This window comes from Rhodanobacter sp. K2T2, from assembly GCF_013408815.1.
GTDB lineage: Bacteria > Pseudomonadota > Gammaproteobacteria > Xanthomonadales > Rhodanobacteraceae > Rhodanobacter.
On record NZ_JACCCA010000001.1, the window covers coordinates 218,970 to 240,911 of the forward strand.

Genomic DNA, 21,942 nt, shown 5'->3' on the forward strand with positions numbered 1-21,942 from the left:
TCGACTCAGGCCACGACGCGCAGGTGCACGCCGTCGGCATCGACACCGACAAAACGCAGTGCCGACATATCGGGAATCCACTCCACTCCCTCAGGGATCTCACCGGGATGGCCGGTCGCCAGCGCAATCACGCGCGCGCCCGCGGCCTGACCGGCGCGGATGCCGGCGACGGCATCCTCGAATACCAGGGTCTTTTCCGGCGCGCATCCCAGCCGTCGCGCGCCTTCCAGATAACCCGCCGGATGCGGCTTGCCCTCTTTCACATCGTCGCCGCCAACCATCTTCGGCGGCGGCACGATGCCGGTAACCGCCAGCCGCGCGCGCGCCAGTTCCTGATCGGCCGAAGTCACGATGGTCCAGCGATCCTCGGGCAGGGTGGCCAGCAGTTCGAGCGCGCCCTTGATCGGCACGATGCCATCGGTACTGCGCAGCTCGATGTCGTACATCGTGCGGATTTCCAGCTCCACGTCATAACCGGCGGGCGTGAAATGACGGACGGAATCGGCGAGACGAACGCCGTGCAACTGCGGCAGCACCCAGTCGAAATCCACGCCGTGCGCGTCGCACCAGTCCTTCCACAAGGTCTCGACCATGACGCGAGAATCGATCAGCGTACCGTCCATATCAAACAACAAAGCCCGGGCAACCAGTTCCGTACCAACAGCCAAACGCATGGGGTTTCCTTGAAAGCGAAGCAGGCCTGGCTAAGCCAAGCGAAATGTAAGAATGATGTTTTGCCACGCGAACTACCGTGAAGAGCCGCCGAGGCGTCTCGATAGCGAAGCGATACTTAAGATTCTACCGCGCCGCTAAATTTTCACCGCCGTGGCGTACCCGACCAATTCGAGATAGCCCTTTCCACCGTCGGTCTTCACCGCGCCTTCCCAGTACACCGGGCCGCCGGTCGCGCGGCTATCGAGCTCCTGATCGTCGAACAGCGGCGTGAGGATGAACTGCCTTGACCCCGATGGCAGTTTGATCGTAAGCGTCTGCACCACCGGATAATGGATGCCGGTGCGCGGCGATAGCCAGCTGCGCTTCGTGGAAAACTGCACGTCGTCGCGTCGAAGCACGACGGTAGCGCCGCTCGCATCACGGAAGCTTCCGCCAGCCCAGACCGGCTGACCGGCGGCATCACGAACCTGGAATGCGGTCAGCGAGCCGCCGTCATCAAGGTTCAATCCGGTCCAGTCCCAGCCGGCCGAACGCGCTGCCAGAAAACTGGACGACCACTCATGATCCAGCCACGCATCGCCGCTCACCTCGAACGTGCGGCCACCCTGACGAAGCGTACCGGCAACCGAAAGATGCGGCGCACTGTAGTAGTAGCTTGCCTCGCCGGCCGACGCGCCTTTGCTGCTGTATCCGCGGTCGCCCTGAATCAGCAACGCCTGCGTCGGCCGCAAATGCAGGTTTAGGCCGAACGCTTCGGTGCCGGCCCTGGCGGTGTAGACATCGTCGGCACCGCGCACCAGGCTCCAGTCGTCGAGCACCACCGCCGTATCGCCCGTGGCGGCGTTTGCCAGACCAAATCCCTGGCGGGCAATACGCTGGTCATCGATCAGTTTGCCCAGCTTCGGATCCGACAGGGCAACGTGAGCAAGGATGATTTGTTTGGGCGAAAACGCGCTGGGATTGTTCTGATCGACATCCGGTCGCGAGCGAAAGAACGTGATTTGAAAGCCTCTTGGACCGTCGGGCGTGTGCAGCCAGCCGGTGACGTACCACCACTCGGTCCGAAAGTCCGGATGGGCGCCGTAGTCGGCGGGAAAGGTCAGCGAATGACCCGGCAACACATCGGCATAGACCGGACCTTCTGCGCGCGCCGGTGCCTGTGCGAAGCCGCACGAAACTAGCCAGATTACCAGCAGGATCCATCGCGTCATGCGCCGCCGGATCATCACCAGTCCTCCCGCACCGCAGTCACCGCCGCGGTCGACAGCGCACGCCGTCCGGCGAACAGCGCCGTGCCGCCGGCGGCAACGATCAGCGCAACGATCACGATGATAAAAAGCAGCCAGGGAATGCGTGTATCCATGGTCCAGTGAAACGACTGCGGATTGACCACGCGGATCAGGATCTGGCTCATGGCCAGCCCAAGGCCGATGCCGGCGATCCCGCCGATCGCTCCCAGCAGCGCGCCCTCGGCGATCAGCATCGCCACGATCTGAAGACGCAACACGCCGATGTGCCGCAGCATGCCGAACTCCTTGATTCGGGCCAGCGTCTGCGCGGAGACGGTCGCGGCCACGCCGATAAGACCGACCAGAATCGGAATCGCTTCGAGCAGATAGGTGATGGCGAAGCTGCGATCGAACGCGGCAATGCCCTTGCTGCGAATCTCCTGCGATCGGCTCACGCTCAGATGATCTGCCACCCCGGCGGGCAGCACCGCGCGCAGACGGGCGATCACCGCATCGGCCAACGCGCCTTTCTTCAAGGCAACCGACGCGATGCTGCGACGAGCATCACCGGTCAGGCGCGTGTAGGTATCGCTATCGATCACGATGGAACCCTGCTGACGCCCGTAGTCGCGCCAGATTCCCGCGACAAAAACGCGCGGCGTGACCCCGGCGATGGGCAGCACCAAATGGTCGCCCGGATGGATGCCGTAAATGCCCGCGGCCGGTTCCGAAACCCATACCGGAATGTCGTTGGGCGGCACGGCGAGGCCAGGGCTCAGCAGCGGCAGACCGCCGGCGGGGCCGTCGACGGTGCGCGCAATAAGCCATACGTCGGGTTTGTCCGGCGCGAGCCGCAGCGGCGTCTCTTTCATAAAACCCATCCAGGCCACGCCCTCCACGTGACGCATGTTGTTTTGCGTCACCGCATCGAACCCGCCGCCGACGCCGCTGTCGTCTAGCGCCAGGTAGAGATCGGCCGGCAGCACCTGATACAGCCAGGCCTCCACGGAACCGCGAAAGCTCACCACCATGACGGCCATGGCAATCATCAGGCTGGTGGAAGCAACGATACCGCTCAGCGCCAGCGCCGCCTGCGACGGCGCGCCCCACAGTCGCTGTATCGCCAACGACAGTGATACGTTGCTTATCGGTCGCCGTAGAAAAATCCACAGCAGCGTTCTTGCCAACCACGGCATCATGGCGATGCCGCCAGCTAGCAGCAGCGCCATCGACGCATAGCCAAAGATCGGCAGCCCGTTCACCGCCGGCGCCAGGCTTCCCGCCGCGCCCAGAACCACCAACAGCAAGGCGAGCCGGATGCGTGGATGGACGCGGGGATCGATTGCATCGCCGAGATTTTTCAGCGCCAGCGCCGGTTGGCTGCGCGCTGCGTCGCGCGCCGGCAGCAGGCCGCCCACCAGCGAAGCGGCCACACCAAGCGCGCCGAAAGCAATGGCAGCGCCCGGCGCAAAACTCAGATGCGGCACGCCGCCGCTGAAGTAGCCGCCGCCGAGATCGCTCCCCAACAGATGCAGCGCCGCCGCGGCCAATCCGAGGCCTAGGAGCAGCCCGCCAAGTGCCCCCACAGCACCAACCACCAGCGCCTCCAGAAAAATCTGCGCCACCAGGCTACGGCGCTCCAGCCCCAGCACCCGGATCAACGCGAACTGCGGGCGTCGGCGTGCCACCGAAAGCGATTGCGCCGAGTACACGAGAAATCCGCCGGTCAGCAGCGCCATCAGCGCCAGCATGTCCAGGTTGACGCGATACGCGCGCGATAAGCTATCGCTGCGCGTCTCCTCGTTATGCCGGGTCACGATCTCCGCGCCAAGTGGCAAGCGCGATGCCAGTGCCGATGAAAGCTGCGCCCGATCCGCATCAGGCGCGAGGCGAAAGTCCAGCCGCTGCAGCTTGCCGAGCTGACCGAAACGCCACTGCGCCGCGGCAATATCCATCACCCCGATGGCCTGACCCGCCGGGATACCCGGCAGGTCGCCGATGATGCGAAAACTGGCGCTGTGCCCCATCGACGTGATGTCGATCGACTGCCCCACGCGCCGGCCGCTGGCCTGCATGGCGGCCGCTGATAGAAAAATCGCGCTGTCGCTGAAAAAGTCGCTCGGATCATGCTGGCCGTCGCTGCGGCGTCCCAGCAATCGCGGTGTGACCACCGCCGCACTGAGAACGTCCAGGCCCAGGATCGTCAGCGCGGCATGACCCTGCGCCTGAGCATGCAGTTCGACCACCGGGCTGACCTTGGCGATGCCCGACACGTGCGCCATCTGCGGATAGAGCGCCTCGGAAAACCCGGCCGCGCTGGTGGCATGGACCTGCAAATCCGCATCGCCGCTGACGGTCTGAATGGCATGATCGAATTCGCTCAGCGCCGAACCGTTGATCAGATGTACGGCAAAGCCAAGCGCGACACCCAGCGCGATGGCCAACACCGCGATCGCGATTCGCGAGGGATACGTTCGCCACTCGCTGACGATCATCCAGCGCATCGCGACCAGCGGCAGCGACCCGCGCTCACCCATGCTCGACCAGCCCGTCGCGCGTGAGGTGCAGTACACGATCAGCCACCGCTGCCGAGGCCGGCGAGTGGGTGACCAGCACCACGGAGGCGCCAGCCTCGCGCACCTGATCGACAAACAGCGCCATGACTTTCGCCGCCGTTTCCGGATCCAGATTGCCGGTCGGCTCGTCGGCGAGAATCAGGCCTGGACGATGGATCAAGGCGCGAGCGATAGCGATGCGCTGCAACTCGCCGCCGGAAAGTTGTCGCGGATAGTCCGCGCCCCTTCCGCCCAGGCCGATCGCCTCGAGCATGCCAGTCGCTCTCGCCAGCGCCTCGTGGGCGTCGACCTTTTGCAGCACCAGCGGCAGCGCCACGTTGTGCGCCAGGTCCAAATGCGGCAGCACGTGAAAGGCCTGAAAGACGAAACCGATTCGATCGCGTCGAAGCCGGGTCAGCTCATCGTCCTGCAGCAGCTCCAGCGCGGTGCCGTCGATCACCACCGATCCGGCATCTGCTCGGTCCAGCCCGGCCAGCAGGTTGAGCAGGGTCGATTTGCCTACGCCCGACTCGCCCGTAATGGCGACAAACTGTCCGTTGCGGACCGTCAGATTCAAGTCCTGGAAAAGAACCCTACCGCCCGGCACGGCCTTGCGTAGCGATGTCACCGTCAGCATGGAATAGGTAACTCGGCGTGGAAGGCGATGGTTGGAGGCGAAAGGAATGCGCTGGCTCTGTTACCGGCACACGAAGAAAGTTTTTTGGACACGTCGTCAACCCGACGATCGGCGATCTTGTCTTACCTTCGGCATCTTACGTTACTGGCCCGCCGCGCTCGTGCCGGCTGCGTTACTTCGCCCCAGGCCGATGCGCTCGCGCGACGATAGCGTCAACGCCACTCAAGGCTATTCGCCGGCAGAGCAAGCGCCGCGCTTGTCCTGGCTCGCCCGCAGGCGAATAATTGGCGCGTTGCGACGCGCGAACCGGGCGTCGCTTTCTTGAGTGGTCTGGCTGGCTTCCCCTGGCTCGCCGTACTGGCCTGACTGCTCGCCCAAAGGATTTTCAGTGGCAAGCCCCTCCCTTGAGGAAACCGTGGTGCCTGCTCCCTCGGCGCCGGTGTTTCCCGATTACCGCGTGACCTCGCTGATTGTCGCCTGCGCCATCTTCATGGAGCAGATGGACGCCACCGTGCTGGCCACCGCGCTGCCGACGATGGCGCACGATTTTGCCGTGACCGCGCCGGCGATGAGCATCGCGATTACCTCGTACCTGCTGATGCTGGCGATCTTCATTCCGGCCAGCGGTGCGATGGCCGACCGTTTCGGCGCGCGGCGCGTTTTCAGCGTGGCGATCGGCGTATTCGTCGCCGGTTCAATCGTCTGCTCATTGACGACCAGCCTGCCCGCGATGGTGGCTGCGCGACTGCTGCAGGGCGCCGGGGGCGCGATGATGGCGCCGATCGGGCGGCTGATCCTGCTGCGCACGGTGGAGCGGCGCAATCTCGTCTCGGCCATGTCGTGGACGCTGGTGCCGGCGTTTCTCGGGCCGCTGATTGGGCCGCCGCTGGGTGGCTTCATCGTCAGTTACCTCAGCTGGCGCTGGATCTTTTACATCAACGTGCCGATCGGCCTGCTCGGCTTCTGGCTCGTGCGCCGGTTTGTGCCGGAGATTCCCAGCGAATCGACGCCGTCGCGCTTCGATTTTCTCGGTTTTGTCCTGTGCGGTGTGGGCCTGGGCTGCCTGTTGTTCGGCTTCGAAACGATCGGGCAGAACGCCGACCTGCTGCGCGCCCTGCTCCTGCTCGCCATCGGCACGGCCGCCTGCGCGGCTTATGTCTGGCATGCGAAACGGCGGCCCGATCCGCTGATGGATCTGTCGCTGCTGAAGATCGACTCCTTCCGTCTGTCGGTGATCTCCGGTTCGCTGATGCGCGTGACCCAGGGCGCGCAGCCGTTTCTGCTGCCGCTGATGTTCCAGATCGGCTTCGGCCTGTCGGCGGTAAGAAGCGGCAAGCTGATTCTGGCCACCTCGCTCGGTGCGCTGGTGATGCGCAGCGTCACGCCGCGCCTGCTGCGAATGACAGGTTTTCGCCGCGGCATGATGGTCAACGGCATGCTTTCCAGCCTGGGCTACGCGGTCTGCGCGTTTTTCCGCCCGGGCTGGCCCGACTGGCTGATGTTCACCCTACTGTTCTGCTGCGGCGCGTTCATGTCGTTTCAGTTTGCCGCCTACAACACCGTCGCCTATGAGGCGGTACCCAACTCGCGCACCAGCGCGGCCAGCAGCCTGTACACCACGCTGCAGCAGCTGATGCTTTCCGTGGGCGTGTGCAGCGGCGCGCTTATCCTGAAACTGACCATGGCCGTGGGCGACCACGCCGAACCGCATCTGATGGACTTCTCCATCGCCTTCGTCGTGGTGACGCTGATCTCGCTTAGTTCGATGCGCTGGCACGCCGGCTTTGCGCACGACGCCGGTGATGAATTGAGCGGTTATCGGCCGAAACAGCGGCTAGCGCCGAGATAGATCCCTGCCCTCCCGCGCGTGGACGCTGCCGATACATCGCGCCATTCATCATGAGCGCCCTACGGCTCGATGGACGAAGCCCATCAATGGAGCCCGCGCGTGAAAGATCAGCCATCCCCTCAACACGGCAAAGCCGATAACGAGGACGCCGGTCCCAGCGACGGCTTCGCACTGTCCGGCAATGAGCAGGGCGACGTCGAGGAAAAGCGCCCGCCACGGGCGGCAGTGCTGCATGAAATCATCCGCCGCGAAGGCGAGCACGAGCTCAAGCGCGGCGTCGCGGCGCTGGGCTGGTCGTCGCTGGCGGCCGGCCTGTCGATGGGTTTTTCGCTGCTGGCGCGAGGTCTTCTCCACACGCATCTGGGCGATTTCCCCGGGCGGTTTCTGCTCGAAAATTTCGGCTACTGCTTCGGCTATCTCGTGGTCATCCTGGCCCGGCAGCAGCTGTTTACCGAGAACACCATGACGGCCGTGCTGCCGCTGATGACCGAACCCAGCCTGCGCAAATTCGCTTCCCTGTTGCGGATGTGGGGCATCGTGCTGATCGGCAACCTGATCGGCGCCGCGCTGTTTGCCTATGGCATTCTGCATCTGCAGCAGTTCGACGGCGATACGCAATCGGCCTTCACCGATATCGGCAAGGAGCTGATGAAGAACTCGCCGCTGCAGATGTTCACCAAGGGCATCCTCGCCGGCTGGCTGATCGCCACCCTAGTGTGGCTGCTACCATCGGCCGAGAAAGCCAAGATCGCTATCATCGTGATTGTGACCTACCTGATAGCCATCGGCGGCTTTACTCACATCATCGTGGGCACGGTGGAGTCGCTTTACCTCGTATTCGCGGGCGATATTCGCTTCGCCGACTACGCGCTGCGCTTTGCGCTGCCCACGCTGGCCGGCAATATCGTCGGCGGCAGTTTCATCTTTGCGCTGATCAGCCATGCGCAGGTGCGCAGCGGCGGCGATTAACCAGGTACGCTACTTTCGCGATTCGCCGCCGACGATGATCCGCGCATTGCGTTGCCAGGTGAGATACGACCAGGCCCAGCCGGTGGTGATGAGCATGCGATTGCCGAAGCCGATCAGAAAGAAAATGTGCACGACAAGCCACAGCCACCACGCAACGAGCCCGGACAGATGGAGGCCGCGCAGATCGGCGACGGCCTTGCCGCGACCGATGGTGGCAAAGCTGCCGTAATCCTTGTAGCGGAATGCACGCGTGGCGCGGCCGGCCATGCGCTCGCAAATCATCTGAGCCGCATGCGCGCCCATCTGCTTGGCGGCAGGCGACAGCGCCGGCACCGGTTTGCCATCCTGCTGCAGATGCGCCAAGTCGCCGATCACAAAGACTTCCGGGTGCTGCGGCAGCGACAGATCGGGCGATACCTGCACGCGACCGGCGCGATCGCAGGGCGTATCCAGCTGACGGCCCAGAGACGACGCGGCGACGCCCGCCGCCCAGACCAGGGTGCGCGCCTCGATGCGCTGCTCACCGATTTGCACATGGTCCTCGCCGACGCCGGTGACGGCCGAATTCAGGTGCACGCGCACCTGCATCTGCTCCAGCTGCCGCTGCGCCTTGGCCGACAGATCGGCCGGCATCGAGGCCAGCACGCGCGGGCCCGCTTCGACCAGATGAATCTGCGCCTGATGCGGATCGGCGACCCGAAATTCGTTGGCCAAGGTGTGATGCGCGATCTCCGCCAGCGTACCGGCCAGTTCGACGCCGGTGGGCCCGGCGCCGATCACCACAAAACTGAGCCACGCCGCACGCTTCTCCGGGTCTGACTCGCGCTCGGCCGCCTCGAACGCGTTGAGGATATGCCGACGGATGGCCAGCGCGTCGTTCATCGTCTTCATGCCCGGCGCATCGGTGGCCCAGTCGTCGTGGCCGAAATAAGCGTGGCTGGAGCCCGTAGCCACGATGAGATAGTCGTACGCCATCACGTCTTCGCCCATCGAGACGCGCTTCTGTCCTACGTCGATGGACGTGACGGTTTCCATGCGCACAGTGATGTTGGCCTGCCTGCGCAAAATATGCCGCAGCGGCGCCGCGATATCCGGCCCGGACAGGCCGGCTGTCGCCACCTCATACAACAGCGGCTGAAACAGGTGGTGGTTGGTACGGTCGATCAGCGTGATACGCAGCGGCGCCTTACGCAGCGCACGCGCCGCGCTCAGTCCACCGAACCCGCCACCGATGATGATCACGTGGGGCAATGCTGTCGTGCTGCTCATGATTACCTCGCGTTGATGAAGCTCGACGTAAAAGCACGCAAGCCGACATTCGTGTTTCATGCACCTTTTAGCAGAGCTGAAGTGTGCGGCTCGTTCACCGATAACGATACGACAGCTCGCAGGAGCACGCGATCGGGCACGCGCGCTGGCAGGAGAATGCAGGCAAAATAACCGGCTGCTGCAGCAAGGCGTCGACCAATGCGCCGTTGTTCGGCATGACTTGCGCCTCTCACGAATACGGAAAACGTCTTGACCAGCCTCCCGCCCAACTCACCCGATTCCGACGAGACGGAATCGGCATTGCTCGATCGCCTGCGCGAAGCCACCGCGCTGCTCGAATCGCTGGTGGCCGATCCGCTGCTGCTGGCCGCGTTGCCGGCACAGGAGCGCGCACGACTGCAGCAGGCCGTAGCCAACGTGTACCACCCCGATCCGGCGGTGCGACGGATCAAGCTCAAGGCTAGGCAAAAAGCGCATTACGCGTCAAAGATTCGCGCCGACGACGAAATGCTCAACCAGACCGGCATTCGCGCGCTGCGGCGCAAGCCGGTGTTCAGCGCGCCCAGCGCGTTTGCGCCGGAAGGCTTCGAACCCCATGACGTGCCGCCCGATGCGGATGCCGCGCAACCGCGTGAGGCGATCGAGCCGCAGCATTGCTACGTCTGCAAGAAAAAGTATTCGGCCATTCACTTCTTCTACGACCAGCTGTGCCCGGATTGTGCGACGTTCAACTACGCCAAGCGCACCGAGCTGGCCGACCTGCGCGGACGCGTGGCGCTGCTGACCGGCGGCCGGGTCAAGATCGGCTATCAGGCCGGATTGAAACTGCTGCGCGCCGGCGCCGAGCTGATCGTCACCACACGCTTTCCGCGCGACTCCGCGGCGCGCTATGCGGAAGAGCCCGACTTCGCGCAGTGGAGCGACCGGCTGCAGATTTACGGCCTCGACCTGCGCCACACGCCCAGCGTGGAGGCGTTCTGCCACGAGTTGCTGACGACGCGGCCGCGGCTGGATTTCATCATCAACAACGCCTGCCAGACGGTACGTCGTCCGCCCGATTTCTACGCCCACATGATGGACGGCGAAACGGCCGCACTGCACGATCTGCCGGCGCATGTGCGCCAGCTGGTCGGCCATTACGAAGGGCTGCGTGGCGCACATCTGTTGCCCGAGGCCGGAGCGAGCGACGTCGCAGCGAGGGGCGGCGCATCGAGCATGGCCGGCCTCACCCGTGCGGCCGAACTCTCGCAGCTGCCGCTGCTGCCGGAAGAGCTGCTGGCGCAGCAGCATCTGTTTCCCGACGGCAGACTCGATCAGGACCTGCAGCAGATCGACCTGCGCGAGCGCAACTCCTGGCGTCTGCTGATGGCGGAAGTGCCGTCGGTCGAACTGCTCGAGGTGCAGCTGGTCAACGCGATCGCACCCTTCATCATCAATGCGCGGCTGAAGCCGCTGATGCTGCGCACGCCGGAGCGGGACAAGCACATCGTCAACGTCTCCGCGATGGAGGGTCAGTTCTATCGCAGCTTCAAGACCACGCGCCACCCGCACACCAATATGGCCAAGGCCGCGCTCAATATGATGACGCGCACCGCCGCGGCCGACTATCACAACGACGGCATCCACATGAACAGCGTGGACACCGGCTGGGTCACCGATGAAGATCCGGCCGGGCTGGCGGCAAAGAAAGTCATCGAGGAGCGCTTTCATCCGCCGCTGGACATCATCGACGGCGCGGCGCGCATCGTCGATCCGATCGTCCACGGCATGCGCACGGGAGAGCACGTGTGGGGACAGTTTCTGAAGGACTACAAGCCGACGGACTGGTAAGCACGCATAGCACGCGGATCGATCGAGACGCCGATTCAGTCCAGCGCCGCAGCGTAGTAGTCGCCGTGCCGCGTCGCCTGCACCGGCATGCCGAACGTGTCGGACAGGGCGTCGTCGGTCAGGGTATCCGCCTTCGAACCCTGTCGAAACACCTGCCCATTGCGCAGCAATACCACGTGGTCGATTTCCGGCAGGATTTCCTCGACATGATGCGTCACCAGCAATAGTGTGGTGCCTGCGCGCGCCAGTTCGCGCAGGCTTTCCAGAAAGCGCCGGCGGCTGGCCATATCCAGACCGGCGCACGGTTCGTCCAGCAGCAGCGCACGCGGTTGATGGACAAGCGCGCGGGCAATCAGCACGCGTCGGGCCTCGCCGGTGGACAGGCTAGCCATGTCGCGGCCTATCAAATCCGCCGCGCCGGCTTGCGACAACGCCTCTGCCGCACGGCTACGCATGTCGTCAGTTACCTGATGATGAAAGCTGACCCCGCGGGCCGCAAAGAAACCGGACACCACCGCATCGAACACCTCCACTGGCGTATCGCTGGTGTAATCCAGCTGCACCGCCGGGGAAACGATGCCCAGCAGGCTGCGCAGCTCGGCCACGTTCCAGCGGTCGCGCCCAAAGATGCGTACCGTGCCGCTGCCATCGCGCTGCGCCAGCGGATAGAGCTGGCGCGCAATCACCTTCACCAGCGTGGATTTGCCCGATCCGTTAGGGCCGAGAATCGCCGTGTGCTGCCCGTCGGCAATGCTCAGGCTCAAGCGGTCGAGTACGAGGCGATCGCCTTGCATCACGCTGGCACGATCGATCGCCAGCAGGTTTTCGTTACCGTTCAAGGATGGGTCCGTTGGTCACCTGTAAGGCGATCAACCATGCCCGCAAAGCGTACGCGCGGCAATACGTTGCGGGCTGATCCAGCGGCGTCGGCCTGCAGAACTATTCGCGGACGGCAGCGTCCGATCGGTTGAGCTGCTCCTGGCGCGCCGCGTTCACTGTGGTTTGCAGAAAGGCGATGGCTCGATCCATCGCGTCGATCTGCAGATCGACCACCGAGCGGTCGCCCGCCGGCACCAGAATCGACAGCTGGATTTCCTCCGGCTGGGACGACTTCTTTTTCTCTCCGTCGCCCTGCTGATTGGCGGAGTCGTCGCCGCCGTCCTCCTGTTCTACTGCGCCGGTGTAGCGCGCATCAACGCGCCAGTGATTGGACTCACCGCACAGACGAAGTTCGGTGAGAAACAGTTTTTTCTGATCAGCCATGAGTTGCTCCAACGCGGGCGATGAAAATGAGAATCAGGCGGCGCCGGTGGCGCTCGCCGTTCGGCATTTCTCCACGTCGCGCGTGATGCGTGTGTCCATGCCGCGCTAAGTTTTCACACAGCATTCCCCGGTAAAGGTATGCACTAGCGTCTTGCTCAACGGAGTACGGTCATGCGTGTTTTCTTTCGAACCGCGGTTTCCTCGGCCATGGCCTTGTCGACGGCGCTGATGCTGGTCGGCTGCGGCGATACGGCCACGCTGCAGGTGCGCGATGGCACGGGCAGTCATCCGGAGCTGCCCGCGCCGCACAAGACGCTGCTTCCCACGATGAAGACTGCCAAAGCGGTGGGCTGGCCCGAAAGCACGTTGCCTGTTGCGGCACCGGGTCTTTCGGTGAACGCGTTCGCCAAAGGCCTGGATCATCCGCGCTGGCTTTACACCTTGCCCAACGGCGATGTGCTGGTCGCCGAAACCAACGCACCACCCAAACCTGACGACAGCCGCGGCATCAAGGGCTGGGTGGCAAAAAAGGTGATGGCCGGCGCAGGCGCCGGTGTGCCCAGTGCCAATCGCATCACCTTGCTGCGCGACACGCACGGCAGCGGCATCGCCGATACGCAGACGGTATTCCTGAAAAACCTCAGCTCGCCGTTCGGCATGGCGCTGGTCGGTCATACGTTTTACGTCGCCGACAGCGATGCGCTGCTGAGCTTTCCGTATGTGCCGGGCGAAACGACCATTACGGCGGCGCCGACCAAGGTCATGGATCTGCCGGCCGGCACGATCAATCACCACTGGACCAAGAACGTCATCGCCAGCCCCGATGGCAGCAAGCTTTACATCACTGTCGGCTCCAACAGCAACGTGGGCGAGAACGGTCTGGCGGTGGAACACGATCGCGCGCGCATTCTCGAATTCGACATCGCCAGCGGCACCTCGCGTGTGTTCGCCACCGGCCTGCGTAACCCGAACGGCATGGCGTGGCAACCGCAAAGCGGCGCGCTGTGGACGGCCGTCAACGAGCGCGACGAGATCGGCAGCGATCTGGTCCCCGACTACATGACATCGGTGAAGGAAGGCGGCTTCTACGGCTGGCCCTTCAGCTATTACGGCCAGCACGTGGACGAGCGCGCGCAGCCGCAGAATCCCGCCCTGGTCGCCAAAGCCATCGTGCCCGACTATGCGCTGGGCCCGCACACGGCATCGCTGGGTCTCACCTTTTACACCGCGCATTTGTTGCCCGTGCATTACGACAACGGCGCCTTCGTCGGCCAGCACGGCTCGTGGAACCGCAATCCGCGCAGCGGCTACAAGGTCGTTTTCGTGCCGTTTCAAAACGGCCAACCGTCCGGGCCGCCCGAAGACGTGCTGACCGGCTTCCTCAACGCCAAGGGTCAGGCGCAGGGCCGACCGGTCGGCGTGATCACCGATGGCAGGGGCGCGCTGCTGGTCGCCGACGACGTGGGAAATATCGTGTGGCGCGTGGCGCCGGCTACGGGTGAGCCCGGCAAAACGGCGGCAGCCGCTACCGCATCGCCCTGACGGCAAGCTGGGCGGCCGTCACCGCATGTGTCGCTTTCGCCATGACGGTTGTCGAACGTCGATACGCCCACAGATAGACAGTCGTATGTGCGACGCCTGCTGGCAGATACATCCCGCTTTACTCCCCATGTGAGGACTTTTCCATGTCGACTATCAACGCATCCCAATCGGGTTCATTCAAGATCGGGGGCGAGCTCGAGGTTCATCGCCTCGGCTACGGCGCGATGCGCATCACCGGCAAGGGTGTGTGGGGCGATCCGGCCGATCGTGCCGAATGCCTGAGTACGCTCAAACGCCTGCCCGAGTTGGGCGTCAATTTCATCGATACCGCCGATTCGTATGGGCCGGACGTATCCGAACCGCTGATCCGCGAAGCGCTGCATCCCTATAAGGGTTTGGTTATCGCGACCAAGGGTGGCCTGACGCGCACGGGGCCGGATAAATGGATACCGGTGGGCCGCCCGGAATATCTGATCCAGCAGGCGCACAAAAGCCTGCGGAATCTCGGCGTGGAACGCATCGATCTGTGGCAGCTGCACCGCGTCGATTCCAAGGTGCCGCGCGACGAGCAGTTTTCCGCAATCAAATCGCTGATCGACGATGGCATCATCGCGCACGCCGGCCTCAGCGAGGTGTCGATCGACGACATCGAAGCCGCGGCCAAGCATTTCAAGGTCGTCACCGTCCAGAACAAGTACAACTTGGTCGACCGCGCCAGCGAAAAGGTGCTGGACTACTGTGCCGAGCACAACATCGGGTTTATCCCGTGGTTTCCGCTGGCCGCCGGTGATTTGGCCAAGCCAGGCTCCGTCCTCGACGCCATTGCCAAGAAGCACAACGCCGCGCCGAGCCAGATCGCGCTGGCCTGGGTGCTGCAGCGCAGCCCCGTGATGCTGCCGATCCCCGGGACGTCGAAGGTGTCGCATCTGGAAGAAAACGTGGCAGCGGTCGGCATCAAGCTGTCGGACGAGGAGTTCAAGTCGCTCGACGAGGCCGGTAAAAAAGCCTCTGCCTGAGTTGTGTCTTTCAGCGGCGAACGCAGGGCGTCGCCGCTCGATTTCATTCGTTATCAGAGAAACTCTATGTCCACCATGCAAGTCATCGACATCACGCACCCGGGTGAGCCGGACGTTCTCAAGCTCGGATCGCGCGACATTCCCAAGCCCGGCAAGGGGGAGGCATTGATCAAGGTCGCCGCGTCGGGCGTCAATCGGCCCGACGTGTTTCAACGCCAGGGTCATTACCCGCCGCCGCCGGGCGTCTCCGACATTCCCGGGATGGAAGTGGCGGGCGAACTGGTCGAGGGCGATCTAGACGGCGACAATCCGTTCGGCCTGAAGCGTGGCGACGCGGTGTGCGCGCTGATCGGCGGCGGCGGTTACGCCGAGTATGCGGTGGCGCCGCTACTGCAGTGCCTGCCCGTACCGAAAGGTTTCTCGATGGTCGAGGCGGCGGCGCTGCCGGAAAATTTCTTCACCGTCTGGAGCAACGTCTTCGATCGCGGCCGGCTCGGCCAGGGCAGTCGCGGCAAGGACGAGTCGCTGCTGGTGCAAGGCGGCTCCAGCGGCATCGGCGTCACGGCCATCCAGCTCGCGCATGCCTTCGGCTATCGCGTCTTCGCTACCGCCGGCAGCGCCGACAAATGCGCCGCCTGCGAAAAGCTGGGCGCCATCGCCATTAACTACCGCGAGCAGGATTTCGTCGAAGAGGTAAAACGCCATACCGACGGTGCGGGCGTCGACGTGATTCTCGATATGGTCGCCGGCGACTATCTGCCGCGCGAAATCCAGCTGCTGGCCGAAGACGGCCGACTGATAGTCATCGCCACGCTGGGTGGTGCCAAGGCCACCATCGATGCCGGCCTGATCATGCGCCGCCGCCTCACCGTCACCGGCTCCACGTTGCGCATGCGTTCCGTCGCTTTCAAGGCCGCCATCGCCAAAGCGCTGCATGACCTTGTCTGGCCGCTGCTGGAATCGCGCCAGGTGCAGCCGATCATCCACCAGGTCTTTCCCGCCGCCGATGCCGCCAAAGCGCATCGGCTGATGGAGAGCAGCTCGCATATCGGCAAGATCATGCTGGAGTGGTAACACTCGAGAGGCGTTGAGATAAGACGAGCCGAGCGCGGCCATGGGGCGCTATGTCGCGTATCGCCGAGGCCGGAGGCTGGAAGAAATATGCGATCCTACGCCCGCTTGATTGACCGGCTTGCGGGATCGGGATGGTGGGATTGCGAAAAACAAGGCGGCAGACGTGGGTGGCATGGCTGGCTCTGTTCGCCATGTGGCTCACGGTCGGCATGCCTGTGGTTTCGCAGATGCTGCCGAGCCATGCCATCTCGATGGACATGGACATGGGCGGCTGGTGCACGCCGCACGGACTCAGCGACCATCATCCGAACAGCCCGTCCGAACCCGCCTCGCCGCTGGATAAATGCGGCTATTGCAGTCTGTTCTGCCACAGTCCGCTGGCGCTGGGTGACGTCAACCTCGCGCTGCCGCCGCTACTGCTTCCGGCCCAGATGCTGTTCGAACAGGCCATTCCTGCCGGTCCGCTTCCGCAGATCCTGAGCGCCGCTCCCCGAGGGCCGCCGTCGCTCGTTTGACGGTCGCTGACTTCGACGCTCGACAACAAGAGCGTCGCTCTCATCACGTTCGGCATGCCTCCCATCCAGGCTGCGGAGCCGCTGTCGCGATTGCGCCGACGGCCGTCTGCCGATGTCCTGCGAGATGCCGAAACCCTCATTCATGCGCGGCCTCAAGGCCGCGCCGGCAAGGATTTCCCCCATGCATTTCTCATCGTGTTCCAAGACGACGCTGTCGCTTCCCGCGGCGCTGCTGTTGTCGCTGCTGCCGATGGCAGCCAAGGCCTGTGCCACCTGCGGCTGTACGCTCAGTACCGATGCCGCCACCGGGTACTCGGCCGAATCGGGCTGGCGTTTCAATCTGGATTACACCTATATCGATCAGAACGAACTGCGCAGCGGCGACAGCCACGCCAGCCCCGAGCAAGTCGTCAATCGGCCATCCGACCCGTCGCTGGGCGGCGGCGAAATCGAACACAACACCAAAAACGAATATCTCAATTTCACCGCCGCCTACCGCTTCAATGCAGACTGGGGCATCAGCCTGCTGGTTCCCTACGTGATGCGCGATCACGATACCTACGGCACCCAGCTGCAGCCGTACACGCCGGCCGAAAGCGCGCCGGACCAGCTCAGCAACGCCAGCGTGTCCAGCCTTGGCGACATCAAGCTGCTGGCCAGCTATCAGGGCTTTCTGCCGACGCACAATCTCGGCGTGCAGTTCGGCGTCAAATTGCCTACCGGCAACTACGGCGGAGAAACGGACGACGGCACCTTCGTCGGCACGCCGGTGCTATTCAAGAACGGCCCGGGTGCCGGTCAGGCGCTGGATTCGAGTCTGCAGGCGGGTACCGGTAGTACCGACCTGATCGTCGGCGCCTACTACTTCCAGCCAATCAGCCAGAACTTCGACGGCTTCGTCAACGGCCAGTTCCAGGCGGCGGTTTCGGAGCGGATGAGTGCGGCAGGCGCCAATTACCGGCCAGGCAATCTGGCCACGATGAGCATCGGCGTACGCTACGAAGCGCACGCGGACTGGGTGCCGCAGCTGCAGCTCAACCTGCTGCACAAGAGCGCCGACCAGGGCGCGTTCGCCGATCAGCCCGATACCGAGGGCACGGTGGCCTACCTGAGCCCCGGCATCAGCGCCAGCATCACCCAAAAGCTGCAGCTGTACGCTTTCGTGCAGGTGCCGGTGTACAGCCATCTGGCGGGCTATCAACTGTTTCCTGGCTGGACTGGAACCGTTGGAATCAGTATGGCGTTGTGAAGATCGTTTATCCAAAGCCGCCGCCTGTATTTTCAGGCGGCTATCATCCCGAGACGTCATGCGCAGCAACAGCACCCCATCCGCCCGACCAACAAGCTGCGTGAGAACCGTCATCTCGCGCTGCCTGATCGCGATGGTGTCCGCCTTGCTCTTGTCGACGGCAGCGAGCGCCAACAGCCTTGTCGTGGGTCAGCCCGCTCCGCCGATCCGGTTGACCACGCTCAACGGCAAGTCGATCGCCACGCAGGACCTGAAGGGAAAGGTCGTCATCGTGACTTTCTGGGCCACCTGGTGTGGTCCATGCCGCGAAGAGCTGCCGCTGCTTTCCCGCTACGCGCAGCGGCATGCCGGCGATGGGCTGGTCGTTCTCGGCTTCAGTCTCGACACCCCAGATGAGCTGGACCAGGTGCGCGCGATTTCACGGAACGTGAGTTTTCCGGTGGGGCTCTTGGGCGATCCTCATGTGCCCGGCTATGGCCGCATCTGGCATTTGCCGGTCAGTTTTACCATCGATCGCAACGGCGATCTCGTCGACAACGGCTGGAAGGACAAGAACCCGGTATGGACGCCCGAACGGCTGGAGCAGATCGTTACGCCGCTGCTTGACCGTTCGCCATAGCGACTCATGGCCATTGGCCGGCAATCCTCGTCAAAAACGGCCAATTGGGTGACAGTCCGTTTCCCGGCTGCGTATTTAAGCGCAAGGCTGGAACCCCTACCTTTGCCGCAGGCGCCGATACCGGCGCGCAACACCTATCGGAGAGATGTCGTGATTGAACGCAGACCGTTTGACAGCTTGGGCGGAGCCAACCATGGCTGGCTCGACGCCAAGCATCATTTTTCGTTCGCCGGTTACAACGACGCCAGGCGCATGGGCTGGGGCGCTCTGCGCGTATGGAACGACGACACGATTGCCGCGCAGACCGGCTTTCCACCGCATTCGCATGGCGATATGGAAATCATCACCTACGTGCGCGAAGGCGCCATTACGCATCGCGACAATCTGGGAAATAGCGGTCGCACCGAAGCCGGCGACGTGCAGGTGATGAGCGCAGGTACCGGCATCACGCACAGCGAATACAACCTGGAGTCCGAAACCACGCGGATCTTCCAGATCTGGATCATTCCCGACGAGCGCGGGCAGCCGCCTTCGTGGGGCGCCAAACCGTTCCCCGCCGGCGATCGCTCCGGCAAATTCGTCGCGCTGGCCAGCGGCTTTGCGCAGGACGCCGATGCTCTGCCCCTGCGCACCAAGGCGCGCGTGCTCGGGGCCACGCTGAAGGCCGGCGAGTCGACGGACTATGCGCTGGGCGACCATCGCTATGGCTATCTGGTGCCGTCGCGCGGCTCGGTGGAGATCAACGGCGTCACGCTGCACACGCGCGATGGCGCGGCCATTCATCAGGAGCCCGTGCTGCGGATCAAGGCGCTGGAAGATACCGACCTTGTCCTAGTTGATGCCTCGGCCTGATCGAGAAACGCTATGTTAGGTGGCCACCAACGCTGGGGGTTCAGCCCCCAGCGTTCTAGTTCCATCGCCACCTAAGCGTGTCAACATTTCGTTGCTGAGGGTTTTGCTACGCTTGTGCACCGCTATTTCATAGTCAACGTGCGCGAGAGTAAGCATGACAACCAGCCACGGCATTCACACCATCGACACCGGCTTCGTCAGACCGCAATTTGATGCGGCCTATCTCATCGTGGAAAACGGTCGTGGCGCCTTCGTCGACTGCGGCACCAACTACGCCGTACCGCGCATGCTTACCGCGTTGGATCAGGCCGGGCTCACGCCGGCCGATGTCGACTGGCTGATCCTCACGCACGTGCATCTGGACCACGCCGGCGGCGCGGGCGAGCTGATCGCGCAGTTGCCCAACGCCAAACTTGTGGTGCATCCGCGTGGGGCCCGCCACATGATCGACCCATCCAAGTTATGGGCCGGTGCCAGCGCCGTCTATGGCGAGGCGGTGATGGTAGAAACGTATGGCCACCTGCGTCCGATACCCGCCGAGCGCGTGATCGAGGCCACCGACGAGTACCTCGTCGATCTTGCCGGGCGACCGCTGCTCTGCCTGGATACGCCAGGACATGCCAAGCACCACAACACCGTTTACGATTCGCGCGCCAACGTGTGTTTCACCGGCGACGTGTTCGGTTTGTCGTATCGCGAATTCGACCAGGACGGACGTCCGTTCATCGTACCGACCACCTCCCCCGTGCAGTTCGATCAAAAAGAGCTGCATGCCTCCATTGATCGCCTGGTGGCCCTCAAGCCGGCCGCGATGTACCTGACCCACTACGGTCGCGTCGAGGACATCGATCGCCTGGCCGCCGACCTGCACGCTCAAATCGATGCGATGGTCGAACTGGCGCACGCGGCAGACAAAACCTCCCAGCGACATGACATATTGAAGGATCTGCTGGCCGACCTCTATCTCGGACGCGCTAACGCACACGGTTGGTCGCGCGACAAGCCGGCGCTGGTCGACATCATCGGCATGGATATCGAACTGAACGCGCAGGGTCTCGAAGTCTGGCTGGACAACCAAAAAAAGGCGGCCTGATGGCGGCTCAGGCCAGCCGCGTTCCGTTGGGTACCTGACGCTCGACCGATGTCAGCACCACGCCTTCATCGGTATGGAACCCCGTGAGCAAAAACTGCGAGCGGAAGGGGCCGATCTGTTTTTCGGGAAAATTGATCACGCCCACGATCTGACGGCCGACCAGATCCTCGGCCTTGTACAGCGCGACGATCTGGGCGCTGGTTTTCTTTTCACCGTAGGGGCCGAAGTCCGCCCATACCTTCCACGCCGGTTTGCGCGCCTCGGGAAACGGTTCCACGCGCACGACGGTGCCGGCGACGATCCGCACTTTTTCGAAATCGGCCCAGCTAATTTCTTCCAGCGCCGCGTGATTTTCTTCGCTCATGTTCTTTCCTTAGCTTTCTCGTGCCGCCTTCCACCGATCCTTGCTTTGCTGCCACCAGTAGCTTGCCTGCGCGCCAAGATAACCGAACGGCCGATACGTGCGCTGCAAACCGTAATCCGCAAACGCCGTCCAGCGATTGTCGCCTGCGGCAATCGCCGCGGCGAGCAGTTCGCCGGCGGCACACGTGGGCGCCAGACCATGGCCACCGAACGCCTGCGCCCACCACAAGCCATCGCCACTGCCGCCGATCTGCGGCATCTGATGCCGTGCATAGCTCATCAACCCCGACCACGCATAATCGATCTTCATGCCTTGCAACTGCGGAAAAACGCGCAGCATATCCTGCGTCAGCAGCCGCTTCACTGCGTTCGGCGAGCGATTGCGTACCGAGATCCGGCCGCCCCACAGCAGCCGTGCATCGGGCAGCACCCGGTAGTAATCGAATGCAAAACGCGTGTCGTAAACGGCGGCACGCGTGCGCAGGCAGTCGTCCATGCGCGGGCCCAGCGGCTCGGTCACCATCACGTAGGTAGCGATCGGCAGAATCGCGTCGTCGATCATCGGCCGCAGCCCGGCGAGATAGCCGCCACAGGCCAGTACCACCTGATCGGCCAGCACATCGCCCTGCTTGGTACGCAGACGCCATTGCGCACCTTCGCGGGCAAGACCGATCACGCCGCTGTCTTCATGGATACGCACACCCTGCCCGCTCGCGGCAGCCGCCAGACCGATCGCGTAGTTGAGCGGGTGCAGATGCAGCGCGTCACGTTCGTACAGGCCGTCGTGGTAACGGTCGCTGCGTACGCGCTCGCGCAGCTGCTCCTGCGGCAGCCATTGCCACGATGAATCGTAATGCTCGGCCAGCAGCTGCTGCCGCTGGCGCAACACCGTGGGATCGCGAAACCAGTTGGCCCAGATCACGCCCTCGTCGACCATGTCGCAGGCAATGCTGTAATCGACGACGCGTCGACGTATCCGTTGAACCGCTTCCGTCGTGAGATCGAACAAGGTGCGCGCACGCGACGCGCCCAGCTGATCGAGCAGCGCCTGCTCACCGAGCGAGTACCCACCGAACACGAAACCACCGTTGCGACCGGACGCGCCGAAACCGATTTGCTCGCGCTCCATCAGCACCACGTCGCGCACACCGCGCTCGACCAAACCCAGTGCCGTATTCAAGCCAGCGTAACCGCCGCCGACAATCGCGACGCGCGCATGCGTCGTGCCTTCCAACGGTGCATACGCGTCGTAAGGCGTCGCCGTGGCACGGTAATACGAAGAGGCAGGCGCTTGCGTCAGGATCGAATGGGCCAACGTAAAGCCTGAGCATAGCGTAGGCTAC

21 protein-coding genes are annotated in these 21,942 nt (G+C 63.6%); 11 read left to right on the top strand and 10 right to left on the bottom strand.

Annotated features, from left to right (window positions below):
- Positions 1–5: 5 nt before the first annotated feature.
- The 4 genes from HDE78_RS00880 to HDE78_RS00895 all read right to left on the bottom strand — a co-directional run bounded on the left by HDE78_RS00880 (position 6) and on the right by HDE78_RS00895 (position 5,096).
- The gene (locus HDE78_RS00880) at positions 6–674 is read right to left on the bottom strand and encodes an HAD-IA family hydrolase (protein WP_179476639.1); all 669 of its coding nucleotides are present in this window, start codon (positions 672–674) and stop codon (positions 6–8) included.
- Between the two features lie 135 nt (positions 675–809).
- Positions 810–1,886: a lipocalin-like domain-containing protein gene (locus tag HDE78_RS00885; protein WP_179476640.1), complete on the bottom strand. Its 1,077-nt coding sequence runs from the start codon at positions 1,884–1,886 to the stop codon at positions 810–812.
- A 14-nt stretch (positions 1,887–1,900) separates the two neighbouring features.
- On the bottom strand, positions 1,901–4,441 hold the full coding sequence (locus HDE78_RS00890) for an FtsX-like permease family protein (RefSeq protein WP_179476641.1): 2,541 nt from the start codon (positions 4,439–4,441) through the stop codon (positions 1,901–1,903).
- Positions 4,434–5,096, bottom strand: coding sequence for an ABC transporter ATP-binding protein (locus HDE78_RS00895; RefSeq protein WP_179476642.1), 663 nt, complete (start codon positions 5,094–5,096; stop codon positions 4,434–4,436). Before HDE78_RS00895 ends, HDE78_RS00890 begins: the two co-directional genes overlap by 8 nt.
- 415 nt (positions 5,097–5,511) lie before the next feature.
- Here HDE78_RS00895 and HDE78_RS00900 point away from each other — a divergent pair, with 415 nt between their 5' ends.
- Both HDE78_RS00900 and HDE78_RS00905 read left to right on the top strand, forming a co-directional pair.
- Positions 5,512–6,945, top strand: a complete 1,434-nt coding sequence (locus HDE78_RS00900) for an MFS transporter (protein WP_345776022.1) — start codon at positions 5,512–5,514, stop codon at positions 6,943–6,945.
- Between the two features lie 99 nt (positions 6,946–7,044).
- A complete protein-coding gene (locus HDE78_RS00905; RefSeq protein ID WP_345776013.1) occupies positions 7,045–7,914 on the top strand; it encodes a formate/nitrite transporter family protein in 870 nt (289 codons plus the stop codon).
- Between the two features lie 9 nt (positions 7,915–7,923).
- Here the strand turns inward: HDE78_RS00905 and HDE78_RS00910 are convergent, their stop codons facing one another.
- Together HDE78_RS00910 and HDE78_RS20915 are read right to left on the bottom strand one after the other, a co-directional pair.
- The gene (locus HDE78_RS00910; RefSeq protein ID WP_179476645.1) at positions 7,924–9,183 is read right to left on the bottom strand and encodes an NAD(P)/FAD-dependent oxidoreductase; all 1,260 of its coding nucleotides are present in this window, start codon (positions 9,181–9,183) and stop codon (positions 7,924–7,926) included.
- A gap of 94 nt (positions 9,184–9,277) precedes the next feature.
- Complete coding sequence (locus HDE78_RS20915) at positions 9,278–9,400, bottom strand: hypothetical protein (protein WP_255457535.1); 123 nt, start codon at positions 9,398–9,400, stop codon at positions 9,278–9,280.
- Positions 9,401–9,432: 32 nt separating this feature from the next.
- Here HDE78_RS20915 and HDE78_RS00915 point away from each other — a divergent pair, with 32 nt between their 5' ends.
- Positions 9,433–11,013, top strand: coding sequence for an SDR family oxidoreductase (locus tag HDE78_RS00915; RefSeq protein WP_179476646.1), 1,581 nt, complete (start codon positions 9,433–9,435; stop codon positions 11,011–11,013).
- 35 nt (positions 11,014–11,048) lie between these two features.
- Here HDE78_RS00915 and HDE78_RS00920 read toward each other — a convergent pair whose 3' ends face one another.
- Positions 11,049–11,807, bottom strand: coding sequence for an ATP-binding cassette domain-containing protein (locus HDE78_RS00920; RefSeq protein WP_179477092.1), 759 nt, complete (start codon positions 11,805–11,807; stop codon positions 11,049–11,051).
- A gap of 145 nt (positions 11,808–11,952) precedes the next feature.
- On the bottom strand, positions 11,953–12,276 hold the full coding sequence (locus HDE78_RS00925; RefSeq protein WP_179476647.1) for a hypothetical protein: 324 nt from the start codon (positions 12,274–12,276) through the stop codon (positions 11,953–11,955).
- A 171-nt stretch (positions 12,277–12,447) separates the two neighbouring features.
- Here HDE78_RS00925 and HDE78_RS00930 point away from each other — a divergent pair, with 171 nt between their 5' ends.
- From HDE78_RS00930 to HDE78_RS00965, 8 genes are all read left to right on the top strand, one after another.
- Positions 12,448–13,818, top strand: coding sequence for a sorbosone dehydrogenase family protein (locus HDE78_RS00930; RefSeq protein WP_255457536.1), 1,371 nt, complete (start codon positions 12,448–12,450; stop codon positions 13,816–13,818).
- A gap of 143 nt (positions 13,819–13,961) precedes the next feature.
- Positions 13,962–14,834, top strand: a complete 873-nt coding sequence (locus HDE78_RS00935; RefSeq protein ID WP_179476648.1) for an aldo/keto reductase — start codon at positions 13,962–13,964, stop codon at positions 14,832–14,834.
- A gap of 66 nt (positions 14,835–14,900) precedes the next feature.
- A complete protein-coding gene (locus HDE78_RS00940) occupies positions 14,901–15,908 on the top strand; it encodes an NAD(P)H-quinone oxidoreductase (RefSeq protein ID WP_345776014.1) in 1,008 nt (335 codons plus the stop codon).
- A 167-nt stretch (positions 15,909–16,075) separates the two neighbouring features.
- Positions 16,076–16,423 carry a DUF2946 domain-containing protein gene (locus HDE78_RS00945; protein ID WP_179476649.1) on the top strand — a complete coding sequence of 116 codons (348 nt, stop codon included), beginning with the start codon at positions 16,076–16,078 and terminating at the stop codon, positions 16,421–16,423.
- Positions 16,424–16,604: 181 nt separating this feature from the next.
- The gene (locus tag HDE78_RS00950) at positions 16,605–17,672 is read left to right on the top strand and encodes a transporter (protein WP_179476650.1); all 1,068 of its coding nucleotides are present in this window, start codon (positions 16,605–16,607) and stop codon (positions 17,670–17,672) included.
- A gap of 58 nt (positions 17,673–17,730) precedes the next feature.
- Positions 17,731–18,291, top strand: a complete 561-nt coding sequence (locus HDE78_RS00955; protein ID WP_179476651.1) for a TlpA disulfide reductase family protein — start codon at positions 17,731–17,733, stop codon at positions 18,289–18,291.
- Between the two features lie 150 nt (positions 18,292–18,441).
- Positions 18,442–19,143 carry a pirin family protein gene (locus HDE78_RS00960; protein WP_179476652.1) on the top strand — a complete coding sequence of 234 codons (702 nt, stop codon included), beginning with the start codon at positions 18,442–18,444 and terminating at the stop codon, positions 19,141–19,143.
- Positions 19,144–19,297: 154 nt separating this feature from the next.
- Positions 19,298–20,236 carry an MBL fold metallo-hydrolase gene (locus tag HDE78_RS00965; protein WP_179476653.1) on the top strand — a complete coding sequence of 313 codons (939 nt, stop codon included), beginning with the start codon at positions 19,298–19,300 and terminating at the stop codon, positions 20,234–20,236.
- A gap of 7 nt (positions 20,237–20,243) precedes the next feature.
- Here HDE78_RS00965 and HDE78_RS00970 read toward each other — a convergent pair whose 3' ends face one another.
- Positions 20,244–20,600, bottom strand: a complete 357-nt coding sequence (locus HDE78_RS00970) for a tRNA-binding protein (RefSeq protein ID WP_179476654.1) — start codon at positions 20,598–20,600, stop codon at positions 20,244–20,246.
- Between the two features lie 9 nt (positions 20,601–20,609).
- Positions 20,610–21,914 carry an FAD-binding oxidoreductase gene (locus HDE78_RS00975; RefSeq protein WP_255457538.1) on the bottom strand — a complete coding sequence of 435 codons (1,305 nt, stop codon included), beginning with the start codon at positions 21,912–21,914 and terminating at the stop codon, positions 20,610–20,612.
- Between the last annotated feature and the right edge of the window lie 28 nt (positions 21,915–21,942).

What these genes read in the sequence shown, in the direction of transcription:
- HDE78_RS00880 (WP_179476639.1), bottom strand. Translation starts at nt 674, where the DNA reads ATGCGTTTGGCTGTTGGTACGGAACTGGTTGCCCGGGCTTTGTTGTTT.
- HDE78_RS00885 (WP_179476640.1), bottom strand. Translation starts at nt 1,886, where the DNA reads ATGACGCGATGGATCCTGCTGGTAATCTGGCTAGTTTCGTGCGGCTTC.
- HDE78_RS00890 (WP_179476641.1), bottom strand. Translation starts at nt 4,441, where the DNA reads ATGGGTGAGCGCGGGTCGCTGCCGCTGGTCGCGATGCGCTGGATGATC.
- HDE78_RS00895 (WP_179476642.1), bottom strand. Translation starts at nt 5,096, where the DNA reads ATGCTGACGGTGACATCGCTACGCAAGGCCGTGCCGGGCGGTAGGGTT.
- HDE78_RS00910 (WP_179476645.1), bottom strand. Translation starts at nt 9,183, where the DNA reads ATGAGCAGCACGACAGCATTGCCCCACGTGATCATCATCGGTGGCGGG.
- HDE78_RS20915 (WP_255457535.1), bottom strand. Translation starts at nt 9,400, where the DNA reads ATGCCGAACAACGGCGCATTGGTCGACGCCTTGCTGCAGCAGCCGGTT.
- HDE78_RS00920 (WP_179477092.1), bottom strand. Translation starts at nt 11,807, where the DNA reads ATGCAAGGCGATCGCCTCGTACTCGACCGCTTGAGCCTGAGCATTGCC.
- HDE78_RS00925 (WP_179476647.1), bottom strand. Translation starts at nt 12,276, where the DNA reads ATGGCTGATCAGAAAAAACTGTTTCTCACCGAACTTCGTCTGTGCGGT.
- HDE78_RS00930 (WP_255457536.1), top strand. Translation starts at nt 12,448, where the DNA reads ATGCGTGTTTTCTTTCGAACCGCGGTTTCCTCGGCCATGGCCTTGTCG.
- HDE78_RS00935 (WP_179476648.1), top strand. Translation starts at nt 13,962, where the DNA reads ATGTCGACTATCAACGCATCCCAATCGGGTTCATTCAAGATCGGGGGC.
- HDE78_RS00940 (WP_345776014.1), top strand. Translation starts at nt 14,901, where the DNA reads ATGTCCACCATGCAAGTCATCGACATCACGCACCCGGGTGAGCCGGAC.
- HDE78_RS00950 (WP_179476650.1), top strand. Translation starts at nt 16,605, where the DNA reads ATGCATTTCTCATCGTGTTCCAAGACGACGCTGTCGCTTCCCGCGGCG.
- HDE78_RS00955 (WP_179476651.1), top strand. Translation starts at nt 17,731, where the DNA reads ATGCGCAGCAACAGCACCCCATCCGCCCGACCAACAAGCTGCGTGAGA.
- HDE78_RS00965 (WP_179476653.1), top strand. Translation starts at nt 19,298, where the DNA reads ATGACAACCAGCCACGGCATTCACACCATCGACACCGGCTTCGTCAGA.
- HDE78_RS00970 (WP_179476654.1), bottom strand. Translation starts at nt 20,600, where the DNA reads ATGAGCGAAGAAAATCACGCGGCGCTGGAAGAAATTAGCTGGGCCGAT.